This is a genomic window from Clostridium sp. AF28-12 (assembly GCF_003435225.1).
In the GTDB taxonomy this organism is placed as follows: domain Bacteria; phylum Bacillota; class Clostridia; order Lachnospirales; family Lachnospiraceae; genus Pilosibacter; species Pilosibacter fragilis.
Map to the genome: position 1 here is coordinate 98,848 of NZ_QWGJ01000004.1, position 13,609 is coordinate 112,456.

Consider the following 13,609-nt stretch of genomic DNA (forward strand, 5'->3'; position numbering starts at 1 on the left):
TTTGTGTGAAGTTTCTCCTGCGCGGTTGACAGAAAAGTGCCTTTATCATTATAATGGATATGATGTCGATTTTATGCAAAATTTCACGAAACCGGCAGTGGGAGAGAAGAAAAACATGACAAAGAGACAAAAAAGATTTCTGGCGCTGATGCTGGGGGCGGTCCTTTTGGGAGATTGTGCGGCTCACACCGGAACGATGATATCCGGGCTGTCTTCCGTATACGCGGCGACAGGCTCGGCGACAGTAAATGCCACGACTCTGAATGTGCGGAGTACACCGGGGACGACGGGATCTATCGTAAAAAAACTTGCCTACGGAGCTGCTGTGACAGTGGTTTCCGAGACAACGGGATCCGACGGGAAGATCTGGTATAAGATCCAGTTTTCCTCCAGTTCAGGGACACAGGGAGGCTATGTCCGTTCAGACTATATCAAATTCCCGGTATCCTACAGCTATGACGCGAACTTTGAGAGCTATTTAAACAGCCAGGGATTCCCGGAAAGCTACAAGACGTCTCTGCGGACCCTTCACACGGAACATCCGACCTGGGTCTTCCAGGCCCAGAAGACGGGGCTTAACTGGGGCGATGTGATGGAGGCGGAAGGAGCAGTCGGAACGAATCTGGTATCGAAGGCGAGCATTTCATCCTGGAAATCCACAGACTACGGCGCTTACGACTGGAATACAAGCACCTGGACCGGATTCGACGGTTCTTCCTGGGTGGCGGCATCCAAGGACATTGTCGCCTACTATATGGATCCGAGAAATTTCCTAAACGATACCTATGTATTCCAGTTTCTGCATCACGCCTTCGACAGCAATACCCAGACGAGAGCGGGACTTACGAGCCTGATCACGGGAACATTTCTGGAAAAGACGCCGGAGGAGACGACGGCAGCCCAGAGTATCCAGGAGACTTCGGGGTCCGGTACAGCGGCAGTCATAAACAGTAAAACGAATACTGAAGCTTCCGGCTCCCTGCAGCAGGGGGAAAACTACGGACCGGGAATGAGTTCTGGAACGTCCGGCGGAAGTCCTTATGGAAGCGGCAACATAAGCTCCGGCAGCGAAAATCAGGGTGTGAGCCTTGAGGGGCCGGGTTCTACGGTGAGCTCCACGATCAGCCAGAGAAAGATGTATACAACGGCACTCCCGGAGGTAGAGTATGGTCCAGGAATGGACGCGTCTGCCATCACCGATGACAATACCGGCGCGTCAAACACTTCACCGGTACCGACGGGACAGACTTATGTGGATATTATTATGAAGGCGGCGGCCCAGACTGGCGTCAACCCGTATGTCCTTGGCGCTATGATCCTTCAGGAGCAGGGGATAGGTAAATCTGGAAGTATTTCAGGAAAGACCTCAGGCTATGAAGGTTACTATAATTTCTTTAATATCGGCGCTTTCGCCTCCGGCTCCATGTCAGCCATCACGAGAGGTCTCTGGTACGCGTCCCAGTCTGGAAGCTACGGAAGACCGTGGAATTCTATCGAGAAGTCCATCATCGGCGGCGCGACCTACTACAGTGAGAATTTCCTGAAAAATGGACAGGATACCTTCTATTTAAAGAAGTTTAATGTGCAGGGCAGCAGCCCTTACAAGCATCAGTATATGACAAACGTGGAAGGCGCGGCCGGGGAGGGCGCGAAGCTCGCGAGAGCCTATACGGATGAGATGAAGAAACAGGCGCTCGTGTTCAAGATCCCGGTATTCAACAATATGCCGGAAACTGCCTGCGCAAAGCCGACCGTAACGGGAAGCCCGAACAACAAGCTGTCAGGAATCACCATCGACGGATATTCCCTGACACCAACCTTCAATAAAGATACGGAGAAGTATGATCTCGTTGTGGACTCTTCTGTTTCCTCTGTAAATATCCGTGCAACGGCAATCGACTCCAAGGCAGCAGTCAGCGGAGCGGGATCGATCAGCCTTGGAAGCGGAACGACGATTGTGAAGATTCAGGTGAAGGCAGAGAACGGTGATGTCCGCACATACCAGGTTTCCATTGCGAAAAGAAACGGAAACGGCAGCACCACCGTAGTTTCCCCGTCGACAGGAAGCTCCACAGGTTCTTCGACCTCGGGCTCTACGACGACCGGATCTACAGTAGGACCTGGCGGATCGACCGGAACATCGAACAGCGGAAGCAGTTCCGGAACCACCGGCCCTGGAAGTACAAATTCCGGATCACAGAGCTCTTATCCGGAAGGCGCATCCGGGTCTGGAAAGCTCGTGACGTCATCGACGGGAACGAGTGGTTCTTATCCGGAGGGCGCGACCGGCAGCGGAAAACTTGTGATCGGTAACTGATATGGGAATATCTGGTCATAATAAGATCCATTTCTGGAAAGACTATGCTTAGAAGTACAGGCGGAAATTATGAAAACAAGATAATGCCCAGCCTGGAAAAAGCTGGAATAGGAGATAAAGAAATATGAATAAATACATGAAAAAACTGGCGGCGGGGCTGTTGGCGTTCGCGCTGATGGTCATGCTGCTACCGGCTGGCGTGGTGGTTTCATTTGCGGCCAGCGGAAAACTTTCGTTTTCCGACCCGACCGCTTCGGTGGGAGACCAGATATCCGTCACGATGAAGATTGCCGCGGACGCAGCACTCGGTTCCTCCGATGTGATGCTTCAGTATGATGCGGATGCCCTTGAATTTGTCAGCGGTACGAACTCCAATGGCGGAGCAGGATCTGTCCGCGTCATCGGTTCTGCGGAGGCTGCGGACCAGAAGACGTTCAGCTTTACATTAAAATTTAATGCCTTAAAGGCTGGAACTTCCTCTATCACGGTGAAATCCCAGGAAGTTTACGATGCCGACTCCAAAGCAGTGACTCTCGACCATATTGGAAGCTCTTCCGTAAAGATCAATGCGGCGGATACTTCTTCCAAGGACGCGTCCTTAGCGTCCCTCACGATCTCACCGGGTACTTTAAAACCTGCGTTCGCCGCGGATGTGACCGAGTATACCGCTGCAGTTCCCAGTGATGTGACATCCATCACGGTCAGTGCGCCGGCAAAGGACGGCGGCGCGAAGGTGGCTGTCAGCGGAAATGATGATCTCCAGGACGGAGAGAACACTATCACCTGTACCGTAACAGCGGAGGATGGGGAGACAACAAAGACCTACACCATTGTTGTCACAAAGTCTGACGACGCGGCAGCTTCCGCCGGTGAGACAGACTCGGATTCCGCAGAGACGAACGCAGGAGTCGTCGGTGAGGACGGCAACTGGACTGTTGCGGATACCTTTGATGATTCTGAACTTCCGTCTGGATTTACAGCGACGGAGATCGAGTATGAGGGCAGAACTGTAAAGGCAGCTACAGATGACTCTGGAATGACCTTGCTTTACATGACAGATGATTCCGGCAACGGGGACTTCTTTGTATACAACAGCGAGACCGGTGCTTTATCCGCTTATGTAGTCGTGAAGATGGCAGAGAAGACAGTCGTAGTGCTTCCGCCTGAGTGCATCCCGGAGGGAACAGCGCTCCCGGACGGTTTTGCTGAGTGCACCATCGATATTGGAGATCACACAGTCCACGGCTGGATCTGGAAAGACAGCGGAGATTCTGCACCGGAGTACTGTGTCGTTTACGGACGCAACGAGAATGGTGAGGAAGGTTTCTACCGATACGATCAGAAAGAGATGACACTTCAGCGTTATTTCCAGGATACGGACGCAGCGGATGCCCGAAGCAAGTACTTAAAGGTTGCTGAGGATTACAACAGTCTGCTTAAGGATTACGAGATCCGCGGAATGTTCGTGATCGGACTTTTTGCACTCAGTATTCTCTTAGTGATCATCATTATCGTTCTCTTACTCAGAAAGCCGAAGGCACCGAAGAATCCGGACCGTGACGGATATGATGACGATTACGGTGACTACGAGGGTGGACGGAAAAACAGAAAGTCTGAGCCGAAAAAGGCTCAGAAGACTGGAAAGTCCGCGAAAGCGCCGGAGAGAAGAACTGCGTCCAGACCGGCTGCCCGCCGGGAAGAACTTTTCGATGAGGAAGAGGAAGAAATCCAGATCCCGCGAAGAAGACCGGAGGCAGCCGAGACATGCCGGCCGGCAGCGAAGAGACGGGAAGCTGTGAGGACAGAGAATGTTCCAGAGAGAACAGACACTCCGGAGAGACCGGTGAGAAAGAATGTGGCGGATATGGAAAAAGATCTGTCAAAGAACCTCGCGAAGGAGGCCGCGAAGGCAGCGCCGAAAGCGGCACCGGCTGAGAAGAGGAACGAGGATGACGATGACTTCGAGTTTATCGATCTGGATCTGTAAAAGAGTATAATAAAAATGCCGTGAGAGGTAAAAGCAATCTTCTCACGGCATTTTTCGGTTGTCGCGTACTCGAAACAAACTATTGGCAACAATTTTTCGGCGGCATCAGAACGGTATATCAGATCGATTTAAAAAGAAAAATTTGGATGAAAAAGAAAAAGGTCTGATTTCTGCTGAAACTCAGACCTTTTCTCTCATACGGAGCAAATTTGTAATTACCGGTTCATCTCACTGACAGGTCCTGTGGAATGATGCTCATGGATGATCCGGTCGATTTCCTTGAAGTCAGAGGACGGGAGGTCGCCCGGAACGGTGTTCTTGACGCTGGATGTGGCGTTTCCGAACTGCATGGCCTTTTCCGGATCTCCATATTTTAAGAGACCGAAGAGAACACCGGCGACATAGGCATCACCGGAACCGATGCGGTCGATCACATCGATATCGTTGTACGGCGCTTCCGTGTAAAATTTATCGGAGCGGGCATCGTAGACGATGGAGGTGAAGTTGTGTTTTCTTGGACTGATGACCGTGCGCTGGGTGGTGGCAACGATCTTTACGCCGTAATCAGTGGCATAGCTCTTCATGATATCCTTCAGGTCACCGGTCTTCTTGAACATGCGGCGGCTTGTCTCCTCAGATACGAAGAGAACATCGACTAACGGAAGGATCTCCTCGATGGTTTTTCTCGCTTCCTCCTCACCCCATAAGTTCGCACGGTAGTTTACGTCGAAGGAGATCGTAGCTCCGGCAGATTTGAACCTTCGGATCAGCTCCACAGCGACATTCTGCATGTTCTGGCAGAGAGCCAGAGAGATTCCGCTTGTGTGGAACATTCTCGCGGAGTGGTAGATGTCCTCCGGGATTTCGCTCATCTTGATCCTTGTGACGGAAGCCTGGTGGCGGTCATACACGATCGTAGGCTTTCTCGGAGCGGCGCCCATCTCGTAGTAGTAGAGACCGAGTCTTGCGTCCGGCGTATCATCGTAGACCAGATAGTCATCGGATACTCCGACAAAACGGATCCTGTTCTTGATAAAAGTTCCGAGCTCATTCTGCGGAAGCTTGGAAACGATACCGGTACGAAGTCCCAAAAGGGCAACGCCGGAAGCAACGTTGAGTTCTGCTCCGCCGGCACGTTTTTCAAAAATATCGCCATCGACGATGCGGGCATGACGCGGCGGGGAGAGACGCAGCATAATCTCGCCAAATGTGATCAGATCGAAAGAATTCTTATCCATATCATTTCCTCCGGGTTCTATATGTTTTGTGAAATTTTTAGCATACTATATTCACAGTATAATCCCAGAAACGGAATTCGTCAAAGGATTTTCAGTGTTTTTTGCCTATAATTTTCAAGAAAACTGAAAGAACCGACCGGAATGCAGATGCAGGAATCAATTTGATGGAAACATGAGAAAAACATGTGAAATTTCCCCTTTAATTCTTCGGAAAAGTGTGATAGTATTAAATATTATATATAACAGTTCGATATCTGGTCCTGCTGGAAAATGGCAGGAGTTAAAATAATAGAAGAAAGATGTACGGGCATGTTATTGAAAAACGAAATGGAGGAATTGATATGGCTGAGAATATGACACCGGCTGAGGAAACAAAAGAAGTAGTTTCCAAAAACTTTATCGAGCAGGAAATCGATAAAGATCTTGCGGAAGGAGTATATGACCATGTCCAGACCCGGTTTCCACCGGAGCCAAACGGCTACCTTCATATCGGACATGCAAAATCGATCATCTTGAACTCCGGTCTCGCAAAAGAGTACGGCGGAAAGTTCAATCTTCGTTTTGATGATACGAACCCGACGAAGGAGAAGACGGAGTTCGTGCACTCCATCACGGAGGATGTAAAGTGGCTCGGAGCTGACTTTGAGGACAGACTGTTCTTTGCTTCCGACTACTTCGATACGATGTACGAGTGCGCTGTAAAGTTAATTAAAAAGGGAAAAGCTTTCGTCTGTGATCTCTCTGCTGATCAGATCAAGGAATACCGTGGTGACTTCACAACACCTGGTAAGAACAGCCCGTACCGTGACCGTTCTGTCGAGGAAAACCTCCAGTTATTTGAGAACATGAAGAACGGCATGTACAAGGACGGAGAGAAGGTTCTCCGCGCGAAGATCGATATGGCATCTCCGAATATCAACATGCGTGATCCGGTTATCTACCGTGTTGCTCACATGACACACCACAATACCGGTGACAAGTGGTGCATCTACCCGATGTACGACTTCGCTCATCCGATCGAGGATGCGGTTGAGCGCATTACCCATTCGATCTGTACACTGGAGTTTGAGGATCACAGACCGCTCTACGACTGGGTCGTAAGAGAGTGCGAGTTCGAGAACCCGCCGCGCCAGATCGAGTTTGCGAAGATGTACCTGACAAACGTGGTAACGGGTAAGCGTTATATTAAGAAGCTCGTTGAGGATGGAATCGTAGACGGCTGGGATGACCCGCGTCTTGTAACGATCGCAGCCCTCAGAAGAAGAGGATACACACCGGAAGCTCTGAGAATGTTCGTAGAACTCGTGGGCGTTTCCAAGGCAAACAGCTCCGTAGACTACGCGATGCTGGAGTACTGTATCCGTGAGGATCTGAAGTTAAAACGTCCGAGAATGATGGCTGTCCTTGATCCGGTAAAGCTGATCATTGACAACTATCCGGAAGGACAGACAGAGATGTTGAGCATCCCGAATAACCTTGAGAATCCGGAGATGGGCGAGCGTGAGGTTCCGTTCTCCAGAGAACTCTATATCGAGCGTGAGGACTTCATGGAGAATCCGCCGAAGAAGTATTTCCGCCTCTTCCCGGGCAACGAAGTACGTCTCATGGGCGCATACTTCGTGACATGTACAGGCTTCGAGAAGGACGAGAACGGAAATGTGACAGAGATCCACTGCACATACGATCCGGAGACAAAGAGCGGTTCCGGCTTTACCGGCAGAAAGGTAAAAGGAACGATCCACTGGGTATCCGCTCCGACAGCCGGAAAAGTAGAGTGCCGTCTCTACGAGAATATCGTTGATGAGGAAAAAGGCAAGCTGAACGCTGACGGAACCTTGAACTTAAATCCGAACTCCAAGACAATCACAACTGCCTATGTAGAGCCAAAACTCATGGCAGCTAAGCCATACGACAGCTTCCAGTTCATGAGAAACGGTTACTACTGCGTAGACTGCAAGGACAGCAAGGAAGGACAGCCGGTATACAACCGTATCGTTTCCTTAAAGAGCTCCTTCAAGCTTCCGAAATAAAGATTTATGGAATTGATCGTACCGTTAAACGTACAGGGGGGGAGACCCTTGTACGAACAGATCTATCAGTATATCAAAGATGAGATCCGAAAGGGCAATATCAGGCCGGAAAAGCAGCTCCCTTCATCCAGGGAGCTTGCGAAGAGCCTGAAGGTCAGCCGGAGCACAACGCAGCTCGCCTACGAGCAGCTGGTGTCCGAGGGCTACCTTGAGGCGGTTCCGAGAAAAGGCTATTTTGCGGCGTCACTGGACGGAATCTTTCCGCCGGTGGCGCAGTCTGTTGCTGCCCGGCCGGATCAGAAAAAAGAGCTGTCTTTGGGCATGGAAAAGGAAAGTGTCCGGGGGCAGCTTTTTCGTGAAAAATTTGAAGTCGATTTTTCTCCCAGAGGCATCGATCTGGAAGGATTTCCCTATGCGACCTGGAGAAAGATCAGCCGCTCGGTCTTAAAAGAAGAGGACCGGGAGCTGTTTTTGAAGGGAGAGCCCCAGGGAGATCTGATCCTCAGGGAGGCGATCCGGGAGTATCTCCATGCAGCCCGCGGCGTAAACTGCGATGTTTCCCAGATCATCATTGGCGCGGGAAACGAATATCTTCTGATGCTGCTTTCCCAGATCATCGGAAGGGACGCGGTGATCGCCATGGAGAATCCCACCTACCGCCAGGCATACCGGGTGCTATCCGGTGTGGGACATAAGGTACTGCCGGTGGGGATCGATAAGAATGGATTCTGCGTGAAGGAACTTGAGGGGCAGGATGTACAGGCAGCCTATGTGATGCCGTCCCACCAGTTCCCGACAGGAACCGTAATGCCGGTGAGAAGAAGACAGGAGCTCCTTTTCTGGGCGGGAGAGCAGCCCGGAAGATACCTGATCGAGGATGACTATGACAGTGAATTCCGTTACAAGGGAAAACCGATCCCGGCACTTCAGGGGATGGACCAGAACGGATGTGTCATTTACATGGGAACATTCTCGAAGGCCATTGCTCCGGCAATCCGTGTGGGATATATGGTGCTGCCGGAGGCGCTGCTGTCGGTATACCTGGCGAAAGGAAGATTTTATTCCTCCACCGTGTCCAGGGTCGACCAGAGGATCCTGGCGAAATTTATTTCCGGCGGATATTTTGAGCGCCATCTGAACAGGATGCGCGAGATCTATAAGGGAAAACATGACGTGCTTTTAGGGGAATTAAAGCCGCTGGAAAAGCGGTTTGAGATCACAGGAGAATTCGCGGGACTTCATGTGCTCTTAAAAGACAGGAAGAAGGAGCCGGAACAGCAGCTTTTAGAAAAAGCAGCAGAAAAAAAGGTCCGCGTCTACGGACTTTCCGGGTTCTATATGGAGAGAGCGCAGGCGAAGGAGATGAGTACGATCGTTCTCGGATATGCAGGACTCACGGAGGAGGAAATCCGAAAAGGAGTAGACCTTTTACGGAAAGCTCTTGAGTAAAGAATAAGCGGATTGGATAGAAGAAAGCTGGTATGCAAAGACGCGCGCCAGCTTTTTTCGGACTTAAGTCAAGATTAGGTTTTACAGACAGCTGCACTGGGGAGAGATTGGGACAGGGCATATGCTTGTGACCAGGCGTGCATGGGAACAAAGCGCAAAAAAACGGGATACGCATCCGAAAATGCGTATCCCAAGGATTGATTCCGTTTACTGGAACACATCATGCTTCTCATATCCGAGATCAGCGGAGAGGGATGATGCGTAGAACTGTACGAGATCTTTCTGGGTGTCAAGAAACTCCGGAGTATCGACCCGGATCTCCGGGGCGATGATTCCAATGGAACCGGCGAGTTCACCGTCGGAGTTGAAGACCGGTGCCCCGATTCCAAGGGCGTCGGTGACATACTCTCCGTGAGTGATGGCGTAGCCATCCTGGCGGATCTTTTTTAATTCCTCGCGCAGGTCATCCGGGCGGACATGAGGGAAAGCCTGATCGTGGAGAATAATGTTTTTGAAGTATTCGTCGATGAAGGCCGGTGTCTGCCATGCGAGGAGGACCTTGCGGATCGCGCCGCAGTGCATATACATCTCATATCCGAACTCTTCAACAACTTTTAAGTGGCTCGGACCATCTACCTTTTCAATCACAAGTCCCTTATTTCCCACTGGAATTACGAGGTATGCGTCTTCTTTTGTCTGTTTTGCCAGCTGTGCCAGGATACCGTGGGCGGCATCCTGGAGACGGATCCCTCTTGCAGCGGCTTTTCCCAGAGGAATCAGCGCCGGGCCAAGACGGTAGGTGTGGGATCTGTCGTCGCGGATCACATATTTCTTCTCACAGAATGTCTGCAGAATCCGGTGAACCGTGCTCGGGGGCAGATCCATCGCCTCCGCCAGTTCCGCGATTGAGAAATTGCGGTTTTTTTCTTTCAGGACTTCCAATAGCTCCATGGAGCGGAGAAGACTTTGTATCATTCGGTTTTTCCTTCCTCCGTATCGTCCTCAACTACAACGGAGGATGTTTTTTCTTCCGGTACGTTTTCCTCTTTTGCAGAGTCTTTTTCGTCTGTGGGTTCCGGACATGCCGTCTCTTCGGAATCTTTAGTCTCTTCTTTTTTTACGGAATCATCCGCAGCGTTTGTGTCTTTTCCGGAATTGATTGTAATATAAGTTCTCTCTGGAGCAGGTTCCGTCTTTTCTTCTGTTTCCTCAGAAGGGGTCTCCTCTTCCTCGTATTCATGAAAATCCTGGTCCAGCTCATCGTTGAAGGATTTTAATTTCAGATAGTAGGAGATACCGGCCGCAACTGCGCCGCCGAGCATCGCGCCAAATGCGATAAGAAGGCCTGATTTCTTTTTTGACATGGTTTATTCTCCTTTCCGCTGCATTACGCGGTTCCGAAAATCTGAGGATTCCGCCTGCAGCCGCCAGTCTGCTATTTATAATCATAATCGAATTCCAGGGAAAATGAAAGACATAATTATGAAAAAAGTTAAAAAAATGTATAAATTATTCAAGTAAATTGCCGGATTTCACCAGAAAACGGGAACTAGACAGCACAGCGGCATGCAGACCCGCAGAGAGGTTCACAAATTTTTTATAAAATAATTAGCACTCGTGACTTGACAGTGCTAACAACATGTGCTATAACATGACTTGTGACGAGGGGTCAGGGAAAAGACCTGAGTCAGACTGAAGAAGATAAAAATGAAAAAGAATTGTGACTGAAATTACAGGATAGTCGCAAGAGCTTGTAAAATGACAAGGAGGAGTCAGTAATGAAATTAGTACCATTATTTGACAGAGTTGTTTTAAAACAGTTAGTTGCAGAAGAGACCACAAAATCCGGTATCGTTCTTCCGGGTCAGGCAAAGGAAAAACCGCAGCAGGCAGAAGTGATCGCTGTTGGTCCTGGTGGAGTTGTTGACGGCAAAGAGATCAAGATGCAGGTAAAACCGGGCGATAAGGTAATCTACTCCAAGTACTCCGGAACAGAAGTAAAGGTAGAGGAAGAGGATTATATCATCGTTAAGCAGAATGATATCCTTGCAGTGATCGAATAATCGGAGAAATTATATCCGGGACCGCGTGTGCGAAGCGCTCAGGGCGGTCTGAAATTCAGAATTCAGAACGAAGTAACCGGAAAATGGTTACAGGAAATCTTGATTGGAGGAATTTTAACATGGCTAAGGAAATTAAATATGGCGTTGAAGCCAGAAAAGCTCTTGAAGCTGGTGTAAATAAACTTGCTGATACTGTCCGCGTAACGATCGGACCGAAAGGAAGAAACGTTGTTCTCGATAAATCCTTCGGCGCTCCGCTGATCACAAACGATGGTGTTACCATCGCGAAAGAGATCGAGTTAGAAGACCCGTTTGAGAACATGGGCGCACAGCTCTTAAAAGAGGTTGCCACAAAGACAAACGATGTTGCCGGTGATGGTACAACAACAGCTACCGTTCTCGCACAGGCGATGGTAAACGAAGGTATGAAGAACCTGGCTGCAGGCGCTAACCCGATCGTATTAAGAAAGGGTATGAAGAAAGCCACAGACGAGGCTGTCAAAGCAATCGCAGAGATGAGCGAGCCGATCAGCAGCAAAGACCAGATCGCAAGAGTTGCAGCAATCTCTGCAGCAAGCGATGAGGTCGGTGAGATGGTTGCAGACGCAATGGAGAAGGTTACAAACGACGGCGTTATCACCATCGAAGAGTCCAAGACAATGAAGACAGAGCTTGACCTTGTAGAAGGTATGCAGTTCGACCGTGGATACATTTCCGCATATATGTGCACAGATATGGAGAAGATGGAGGCAACTCTTGACGATCCGTATATCCTGATCACAGACAAGAAGATCGCTAACATCAACGATATCCTTCCGCTCCTTGAGCAGATCGTAAAGACAGGCGCAAAGCTTCTTATCATCGCTGAAGATATCGAGGGTGAGGCTCTCACAACTCTTATCGTCAACAAGTTAAGAGGTACATTCAGCGTTGTAGGTGTTAAGGCACCGGGCTACGGCGACAGAAGAAAAGAGATGTTAAAGGATATCGCGATCTTAACAGGCGGTACTGTGATCTCCGATGAGCTTGGTCTTGACCTCAAGGATGCTACAATGGAGCAGCTTGGCCGTGCAAAATCCGTTAAGGTTCAGAAAGAGAACACCATCATCGTTGACGGTCTCGGCGACAAGAAAGAGATCGCTGACAGAGTTGCCCAGATCAAGGGCCAGATCGAAGAGACAAAGTCCGATTTCGACAGAGAGAAACTTCAGGAGAGACTTGCGAAACTCGCTGGCGGCGTTGCAGTTATCCGCGTAGGTGCTGCTACTGAAACAGAGATGAAGGAAGCAAAGCTCCGTATGGAAGATGCTCTTGCAGCTACGAAGGCAGCTGTCGAGGAAGGTATCATCGCAGGCGGCGGTTCTGCTTATGTTCACGCAGCAGAGAAGGTTGCAGCCGTTGTAAATGAGATGGAAGGCGACGAGAAGACAGGCGGAAAGATCATCTTAAAGGCTCTTGAAGCTCCGTTATTCCATATCGTATCCAACGCAGGCCTTGAGGGCGCTGTGATCGTTAACAAAGTTAAAGAGCTCTCGGTTGGCCAGGGCTTCGATGCTTACAATGAGATTTTTGTTGATATGATCAAAGCGGGTATCCTTGATCCGGCTAAGGTTACAAGAAGTGCATTACAGAACGCAACAAGCGTTGCTTCCACACTTCTTACAACAGAGTCTGTTGTTGCAAACATCAAAGAAGAGACTCCGGCAATGCCGGCAGGTGCAGGCGGAATGGGCGGAATGATGTAATCCATCTCCGAAACTGCAAAATTTTAGGAAAATTAATAAAGCCATCGGCGGTTCTGTGAGCCGTCGGTGGCCTTTTTCATGTAACAGGAAATTCCCTGTCATATAAAAATACGAACAGTTCAGGGCATTTTTGAGAGCCTGCTGTTCTGGTATTCCCCGGACCAGGTTACATCCCGGTCGAACCAGGAGAGAGGCGGGAATTCTCTGGCATCCTCCTCGCAGGTAAACTCGATCTCCGCAAGCATGAGACCGGCGAATTTTCCCTCGAAGACATCGAATTCCACAGTGAGATCCTCACGACCCGGAACCGGGATCAGGTAGCGCTTTTTTGTGAGAATATTTCCGTCAGCTTTTGTGAGAAGATGGGTGTAGGCTTCTTTTGTCAGTGGGAGATTATATTCCTCTCTGGCGAGAAGTCCTTTGGATTTGTAGGTGAGGTAGCAGGTATCATCCTCCTTACGTACCCGGATTACCGGCTCTGTGCAGAGGTAGGCCTGTTCGATTTCATGACAGGGGAAAGACTCATAGTTTTCAGGCGGGGTCATGACAAGAAATTTGCGTTCGATTTCCATAATTATGTCCTTTCTGGATTTTCGGCTGCTGCCTGCGCAAGGCGGGAACAGTAACATATTGTAATAAATCATACCATATTGCAAGGAAAAAGTAAGGTCTTTTATTTGCAAATATGGTACAATCATTGTAAGAAAAGTTGCTGTTTATGAATGAAAAATCCCCGAACAGCAACAGGAAAAAGAAAAATATCTGGCAACTGGTCATACT

Annotated in this window: 10 protein-coding genes; 6 read left to right on the top strand and 4 right to left on the bottom strand. The window is 49.5% G+C overall.

Going from position 1 to position 13,609, the window contains the following annotated elements:
* Positions 1–115 precede the first annotated feature (115 nt).
* Both DWY93_RS05130 and DWY93_RS05135 read left to right on the top strand, forming a co-directional pair.
* A complete protein-coding gene (locus tag DWY93_RS05130; RefSeq protein ID WP_181968495.1) occupies positions 116–2,317 on the top strand; it encodes an SH3 domain-containing protein in 2,202 nt (733 codons plus the stop codon).
* Positions 2,318–2,441: 124 nt separating this feature from the next.
* Positions 2,442–4,304, top strand: a complete 1,863-nt coding sequence (locus DWY93_RS05135) for a cadherin-like beta sandwich domain-containing protein (protein ID WP_117469838.1) — start codon at positions 2,442–2,444, stop codon at positions 4,302–4,304.
* Between the two features lie 215 nt (positions 4,305–4,519).
* Here DWY93_RS05135 and DWY93_RS05140 read toward each other — a convergent pair whose 3' ends face one another.
* A complete protein-coding gene (locus DWY93_RS05140) occupies positions 4,520–5,542 on the bottom strand; it encodes a sugar kinase (protein ID WP_015554840.1) in 1,023 nt (340 codons plus the stop codon).
* Positions 5,543–5,883: 341 nt separating this feature from the next.
* On the opposite strand from DWY93_RS05140, the gene DWY93_RS05145 reads away from it, so the two are divergent.
* Entirely contained in the window at positions 5,884–7,572 is a 1,689-nt protein-coding gene (locus DWY93_RS05145; RefSeq protein WP_117469837.1) for a glutamine--tRNA ligase/YqeY domain fusion protein, read from the top strand.
* 48 nt (positions 7,573–7,620) lie between these two features.
* Positions 7,621–9,021, top strand: a complete 1,401-nt coding sequence (locus DWY93_RS05150) for a PLP-dependent aminotransferase family protein (RefSeq protein ID WP_343220980.1) — start codon at positions 7,621–7,623, stop codon at positions 9,019–9,021.
* Between the two features lie 207 nt (positions 9,022–9,228).
* On the opposite strand, the gene DWY93_RS05155 is transcribed toward DWY93_RS05150, so the two are convergent.
* On the bottom strand, positions 9,229–9,996 hold the full coding sequence (locus tag DWY93_RS05155) for an IclR family transcriptional regulator (RefSeq protein ID WP_015554838.1): 768 nt from the start codon (positions 9,994–9,996) through the stop codon (positions 9,229–9,231).
* On the bottom strand, positions 9,993–10,385 hold the full coding sequence (locus DWY93_RS05160; RefSeq protein ID WP_117471847.1) for a hypothetical protein: 393 nt from the start codon (positions 10,383–10,385) through the stop codon (positions 9,993–9,995). The genes DWY93_RS05155 and DWY93_RS05160 overlap by 4 nt, the downstream gene beginning before the upstream one ends.
* Before the next feature lie 414 nt (positions 10,386–10,799).
* Between DWY93_RS05160 and DWY93_RS05165 the strand changes: the two genes are divergently transcribed.
* A complete protein-coding gene (locus DWY93_RS05165; RefSeq protein ID WP_015554836.1) occupies positions 10,800–11,084 on the top strand; it encodes a co-chaperone GroES in 285 nt (94 codons plus the stop codon).
* Positions 11,085–11,203: 119 nt separating this feature from the next.
* Entirely contained in the window at positions 11,204–12,829 is a 1,626-nt protein-coding gene (gene groL / locus DWY93_RS05170) for a chaperonin GroEL (protein WP_117471848.1), read from the top strand.
* A gap of 119 nt (positions 12,830–12,948) precedes the next feature.
* Here groL and DWY93_RS05175 read toward each other — a convergent pair whose 3' ends face one another.
* Positions 12,949–13,401 carry a CYTH domain-containing protein gene (locus tag DWY93_RS05175; RefSeq protein WP_117471849.1) on the bottom strand — a complete coding sequence of 151 codons (453 nt, stop codon included), beginning with the start codon at positions 13,399–13,401 and terminating at the stop codon, positions 12,949–12,951.
* Positions 13,402–13,609: the final 208 nt, after the last annotated feature.